We start from the raw sequence: 6,155 nt of genomic DNA, 5'->3' as shown, positions 1-6,155 counted from the left end.
CGATTGTGTTAATTAACGGAAGAAATATTAAAGCCATAGGCAAATTTAAAATAAATGACGGTGATTTTATCTCTATAATTCCACCAATAAAAGGAGGATAAACTTGTTTTTTGATAATTTATATGCTAAATGTTAAATATCTCTAATTTAATGATTAAAAGAAATTGTGTTCATTGATAAATAGTGTTTACCTGTGGCGTAACTTTTTCTTATTTTTAATTACTTATAATTCCGCCACGGCACCCCTATTAAGGGATCATAAATTTTCACCCTTAAATCATTGGGGCTAGTCGAGAGAAACATCATTACCCTCCCATCTGGTTTTTCACTCTGACCCTCGTGAGCAGAGCCCGTCATCAGTTAATAGATCATTAATAAAAAGTACTTTGTAATACTATAATAAACGTTACTTAAATCAAAACAATATTTAGAAGTGATTAAAAAATAATCAATAGTTACGTAAATATGTTACTGTCTTAAATAAACTTTATAATGTTAAGTAATATTTTAATCAATTAAGGGAAAAATAGAATAGAATCAATCATAACCAATTACCTAACTCTTAGATAAGAGGAGTGAAATTTTACCTCTCTAAAGCCATTGAAAATAGAAAATAATATCTATAAGAAGACATCCTAAATGTTTAAGAAGGTTCGTATTTTAATGATTTGAAGTTTAAATTAATTTTTATAATAAATTTTATTATCTTTAATTCATAAATTTATAATAAAATGTTTTAATATATTAATATTAAATTTAGTGTATATAATAAATCTTATAAGTATTTTTAATTTTGTTATTTTATTTCATATATATTTAATATCTTAAATTTATATAAATTAAATGGCGATATAAATGAAATACGAATTTATAGGAAGTGAATTTCAATATCTTCTAATTGATCTTGAACCAAACGAAGAAGTTTATATAGATGGAAGTCATTTAATATATAAAGATAAAGAAGTTTCGTTAAATGCTAAAATGGCAGGAGGATTTTTGTCAGCTCTAAAAAGAGAAATAACTGGCACTACTTTCTTCCTATTAGAAGCAAAGGGACCTGGGAAAATTGCTTTATCCTCTCCTCTAGCTGGTAAAGTCTTAAAAATTGATTTAATGGATAAAGGAGTATTGGCAGAACATACGTCATTTTTAGCAAGTGAAAAAACAATTAAATATGATGCAAAACTAGGCAGCTTAACAGCTGGAATTTTTGGAGGAGAAGGAATATTTTTAGCAAAATTAGAAGGTAATGGCTCATTATTCCTTCATGCTGTCGGTCAAGTTAATGAAATCCAACTAAAAAATGGGCAAGAAATTCATGTAGAAGCTTCTCACCTCTTGGCATTTGAAGAAGGATTAAGCTATGGAATAACTAGGGCCGGAAATTTAAAAACAATGTTGTTTGGAGACGAAGGTTTGTTCTTTGTTAATATCAAAGGAGAAGGAAAAGTATGGGTTAAAAGCTCATCAAGAAGAGATGTGGCTTTATCTATTTATAAATATCTGCCAAAAAGGCAATAACAGATTTAATATCAGCTCTAAAGATGAAAAATATCATGAAGTTAATTTTATCGAGTAAAAACTATTAATTATAATATTTTTGATTAAATATCTATTAAGAAATTTTTAAGAAATCTTATTTAGAAGTCTAACAAAAGCAAATTTTTAGTATATTTCTATCAAAATTTAAAAAGAATTATCCTTTATATATTTTTATATCTCTGTTAAAAATAAGTAAAGAACTGATGATAAAACAGCAATAAATGAAACATCTCCCCATTCAACGTATTTTGAAAACGAAAGTTCCGTACTCAATGATTGACCCAAAGTTCTTCCAATACCAACAGTTAAACCAAAAAATCCCATATACTTTCCTCTATCTCCACTTTCCGATAAAGCATTTGCAACTGCATTATTTATTGGTGATACAATCATTTCTGCTATTGTTAATAGGATAACATCTAAAGCTAATTCGTAAACCCTGCTTATAAAAATTAAATTAAGATATGCCAATGAGTATATAATCATGCCAATAGATAAAGAATGCTTATAGTTAAATTTTGAAAATTTATTTCCAAATAAATCTTGAAATAAAACCACCATACCACCATTTATACTAAACATATAACCGGCTATGCTAACAGAAAAATACCTAGATGCATATAGCACAAACGGCAAACCTAGTTGGCCCATAATTATAGATGTTAAAATAGATGGAATTAAAAACTTCGAAAATTTTTTTGATGGTCTAATTAATATTTTTCTTGAACCCTTATTATTCTTTAGTGGTAAGAGAAATGGTACAGCAATTAAAGAAACTATTCCAGCAATCATTATTATTGTATTAAATCCATATTTATCATAAAGGAAACCACCTATAGCCGGCCCAATAGCCCAACCAGCATTTGCACCTCTTCTAATTCGGCTAAATGATTTAATGAGTCCTTTAACGTTATTTGAGGTATCTCCAACAAACGTATTATTAGCAGAGCCGTATGCATTACTAAAAAAATACATGAATAATATAAATATTATTGGATCTATTAGTGATAATAACAAAAATAAAGATGCTAAGATAGTAGATAATACCATACTATTTCTTCTCCCTATAATATCTGCCATATAACCTCCAAATACATAACCTATAGCAGTGATTAAAGTTAATCCAAGATAATAAATACCAACTAGATAAATAGGAAGCTTATAATATTGGTTTAGAGCTAGACCTATATATGGGTTTACTGTAGATATCGAAAATGTACGTATGAAACTAATGATCGTTAGCTTGTTTATATCATTCAAGTTAAGCTCCCAATTAGAAAAGATTCATTTCAAAAAATAAATTAGCTTTTTCGTTTTTTATACTAACTTCTTACCTATGCTGAATGTTATACTAATCTTTAGGTCTGAAATATTATACTTTTATACTACGTTATTTTTTCTTCCGAACCGATATTGCCAGTAAAAATTGATATACCTTTATTCTTAAAAGAGATTCATTAATATAAATCTATATATTTTTCTAGAACCTAAAACTTCTACTAAACCTTAAGCAGGTGTTTTGCAATTATTATTTTAAGGTCTACTTATATTTATTTATTGTATTTTACATATTATAAAAATAAATATTTTTATTGGGTAACTTTATTCTTTATCCTATTAGTTTCATTAATTCTAGTCCCCTTCCATTCATGTGCCTTACCTATTATTAATTTCACTAGCGCAATCCAAGCTGTAATTCCATAAAATGCAAGTATAACAGGTAATGGCCTGATTTTCTTACCAACCCTTTTATATAATGCATAATATGCAGCGAATCCTGCTAAAAATTCTATAAGAAATGCTATTATTGCATAATTTAATGCGTAAGGAGCCATTATTGGCCATAAAATAGTTGCATATTCTGCAATAGGCATTAAATAAAGAGCTAATAAAGGCCATGATTTTCTAGGATGCCTCAAAACTTTTGGCACTAATAATAGCATTCCCCTTACCCATCTTTCTTTTTGAGTTATCAGTTGAGAATAATATCTAACAGGCTCGGTATATACCGGGTTATCATTTAGAACCTTTATCTTATATCCAGATGCTATCATCCTTATACTAAGATCAAGATCTTCAGTTGCTGCACTTTCTTCCCATCCATTCATTTTTTCTAAAACATCTTTTTTAACAAAATAACCAGAACCTATAACCCATGATATACCCGATAGAGTTTCCATTACAGGAGCCAATAATTTAGTATAAAGAAACATTTCTGCCTCCTGTGCTCTTATATGAACACCTTTAAATGTTTTTTCTGAACCTTTATCTAAAAATATTTCTCTAGGCAATTGAATAGCATCTGCTTTGTTGTCTATCAAATATGGTATTGCAGCAATAATAGCATTTTTTGTCAGGACATCATCAGCATCTAAAACTCCAATTATTTCTCCTTCAGCATATTTAAGAGCTTCATTTAATGCTGAAGGCTTTCCCTGTTTCTTGCCATATACTAATTTAGTTTTTATTTGGTCCATGTAACCGTTACAACCATTTTCTTTACAATTTGATAATCCAGCTAATTTTAAGGCTTCTTGTATAGTATCATCATCATGTTCTACAGCCAATATTACTTCTATTTTATCATGCGGATAAGTTTGTTCTTTAATAGAATTTAAAGCTCTTAATAGTAAATTTCCTTCTTTATACGAAGGCAATATTATCGAAACTAAAGGATAATTTTTAAGTTTTTTCTTAATCTTTTCTATCTGAATGTTATTTTCTATTTTTATTGGGGAAACAAAAAGTGCTAACTCAAAAGCAGCCAAAATGCTCGCTATAGCCCCTGTAATTATTATATACCCCATAGCCCATTTTGGAATATAGAGCTGATATTCTACATTAATTATTTTTAGTAATGTTTGAACTTGATTTATATCGATATATTGATTTTGCATTGTTTTTTCACGCTATATTTATAGCTATCATAACTACCTTATAAATTTAATTAAAAAATTAAATATTTTTAATAATTTTTAAATATTTTTAAAACTTAATTTAATAGATTTATCTATAAAAACCGCAATCAAAAGAAATGACAAACACTTGTCACTAACATACAGATAAATTGTCTAAAATCTGAAAATAAATAATCCTTAAGTATTTAAGAACTTCATTAGATTATTAATTTACTTCTGGCATTTAACTTTCGTTAATTTTATGTTTAATGAATATAACCAAGAATCAGGATAATGATTTAGATAAATATGATTTTCTTAAAGTTCTTATGACATATATCTTCTGAATTTTTAAGCATTATGCCCCTTTATGAACATATTTTAGCATTCTCTTTTCTAATTAATAATTTTTATTTCAATAGTCCATTGGCACCTTTAAGCAAAAACCAGTTTTCCTCCTTATCTTTATACCTAACATGGATTTAATATTTTAAAATCTAATTTAAACAAAACTTGAAGATTTTAGATTTAATGGAAAGTCATTAATGCTTAACCTTTCCTAAAGAAATAATATCTATATTTCCTCATATAATAATGCATAGTTAACTTATTATTGTTGATTGAAATTTAACGGTGGTAAACTGTATTTATAATAAACATTTTCTATTTTAAAATGTATATTTAGTTTGCCTTTATTAATATAATTTATTAGTTCTATTAATTTATCCAATTTTATAGGAAAGACTACATTTAACTTGCTGTCTTTAAGAGACCTAAGAATTAATACAGATCCAACAGGCCTATAAGAAAACTTTTCTATAATTGAATGATAAGATACTATATCATCGTTGTCAAGCTTAATTCTCACGTATAACGAATCTTCACTAATTTTTTCGTATGATAACGAAATAAAAAAACCTAATTTTCTAAAATTATATATAATATTATATATTCTTTGCCATGGTATTTTTAAAACGTTCTCCATTTGCTTGGCAGTCATTAATTCTTTAGTTGCTAAGGATAAAATTTTAAATTCTTCATCAGATAATTTCTTTTTTGTTTTTTTCATTGCATAATAAAAACTATTAAAACAATCTACCCCTTCTATAGTGTAAGCATTTTTTAAATTATAGCCATAAATTTCGTTGATCTTAGTATAATACAAAGATACAGACGACAAACTTCTTATACTTATTATTTCATAATTTCTTATTTTTTTCTTTGACTCAATTAATATTAAATTTAGATTACGAATATTAGGTACCATGTATATTCTATAATTTTCTTTGATTTTTTTCCAAAAATTATAAAATGAATTTTTTGACACATTTAAACTAAATAGCAATTCACCTAGATTAGAGCTATTATACAATTGACAAAAGTCTTTTATTGTTATTTTGTTTTCGATTTCCATTCCTATATCACATGTTATTTAGACAAAAAGAGATTAAGATGTATCAAGCTAATAATACTTTTATTTAATTCTTGTATAAAAAAATTATATTTAATTCATGATTTGAGTTCATCATTATTTCTTTAATTGAATACTTATAAATTTATTTAATTCATGATTATAATGAGCGTGATCTTATGCCAATTGAATCTATAAAGCATGATATTTTAATAATAGGTAGCGGTATTGCAGGTCTTAGAGCCGCTGTTGAGATAAAAAGAAAATATGGAGATAAACTTGACGTAGGTATCATAAGCAAAGTC

At 26.8% G+C, this 6,155-nt stretch carries 6 protein-coding genes; 3 read left to right on the top strand and 3 right to left on the bottom strand.

Features of this window, described 5'->3' with window-relative positions; all coding sequences use genetic code 11:
* Positions 1-5 precede the first annotated feature (5 nt).
* On the top strand, positions 6-101 hold the full coding sequence (locus ACP5GV_RS07825; RefSeq protein WP_428103212.1) for a MoaD/ThiS family protein: 96 nt from the start codon (positions 6-8) through the stop codon (positions 99-101).
* Positions 102-855: 754 nt separating this feature from the next.
* Positions 856-1,521, top strand: coding sequence for a TIGR00266 family protein (locus ACP5GV_RS07820; RefSeq protein WP_428103208.1), 666 nt, complete (start codon positions 856-858; stop codon positions 1,519-1,521).
* Between the two features lie 192 nt (positions 1,522-1,713).
* On the opposite strand, the gene ACP5GV_RS07815 is transcribed toward ACP5GV_RS07820, so the two are convergent.
* The 3 genes from ACP5GV_RS07815 to ACP5GV_RS07805 all read right to left on the bottom strand — a co-directional run bounded on the left by ACP5GV_RS07815 (position 1,714) and on the right by ACP5GV_RS07805 (position 5,853).
* Positions 1,714-2,802 carry an MFS transporter gene (locus ACP5GV_RS07815; protein ID WP_428103205.1) on the bottom strand — a complete coding sequence of 363 codons (1,089 nt, stop codon included), beginning with the start codon at positions 2,800-2,802 and terminating at the stop codon, positions 1,714-1,716.
* Positions 2,803-3,131: 329 nt separating this feature from the next.
* On the bottom strand, positions 3,132-4,439 hold the full coding sequence (locus ACP5GV_RS07810) for a glycosyltransferase (RefSeq protein WP_428103203.1): 1,308 nt from the start codon (positions 4,437-4,439) through the stop codon (positions 3,132-3,134).
* 610 nt (positions 4,440-5,049) lie between these two features.
* Positions 5,050-5,853, bottom strand: a complete 804-nt coding sequence (locus tag ACP5GV_RS07805) for a hypothetical protein (RefSeq protein ID WP_428103201.1) — start codon at positions 5,851-5,853, stop codon at positions 5,050-5,052.
* Between the two features lie 176 nt (positions 5,854-6,029).
* Here ACP5GV_RS07805 and ACP5GV_RS07800 point away from each other — a divergent pair.
* Positions 6,030-6,155: FAD-binding protein (locus ACP5GV_RS07800; RefSeq protein WP_428103210.1), on the top strand; the 126-nt coding region annotated here is incomplete at its 3' end.

The organism is Caldisphaera sp. (assembly GCF_049974385.1).
Lineage (GTDB): Archaea > Thermoproteota > Thermoprotei_A > Sulfolobales > Acidilobaceae > Caldisphaera.
Note: the sequence above shows the minus strand (reverse complement) of the source record. Positions and strands in the feature narration are given on the sequence as shown.

Coding starts and splice junctions, on each gene's coding strand:
- ACP5GV_RS07820 (WP_428103208.1), top strand. CDS start 856: ATGAAATACGAATTTATAGGAAGTGAATTTCAATATCTTCTAATTGAT.
- ACP5GV_RS07810 (WP_428103203.1), bottom strand. CDS start 4,439: ATGCAAAATCAATATATCGATATAAATCAAGTTCAAACATTACTAAAA.
- ACP5GV_RS07805 (WP_428103201.1), bottom strand. CDS start 5,853: ATGGAAATCGAAAACAAAATAACAATAAAAGACTTTTGTCAATTGTAT.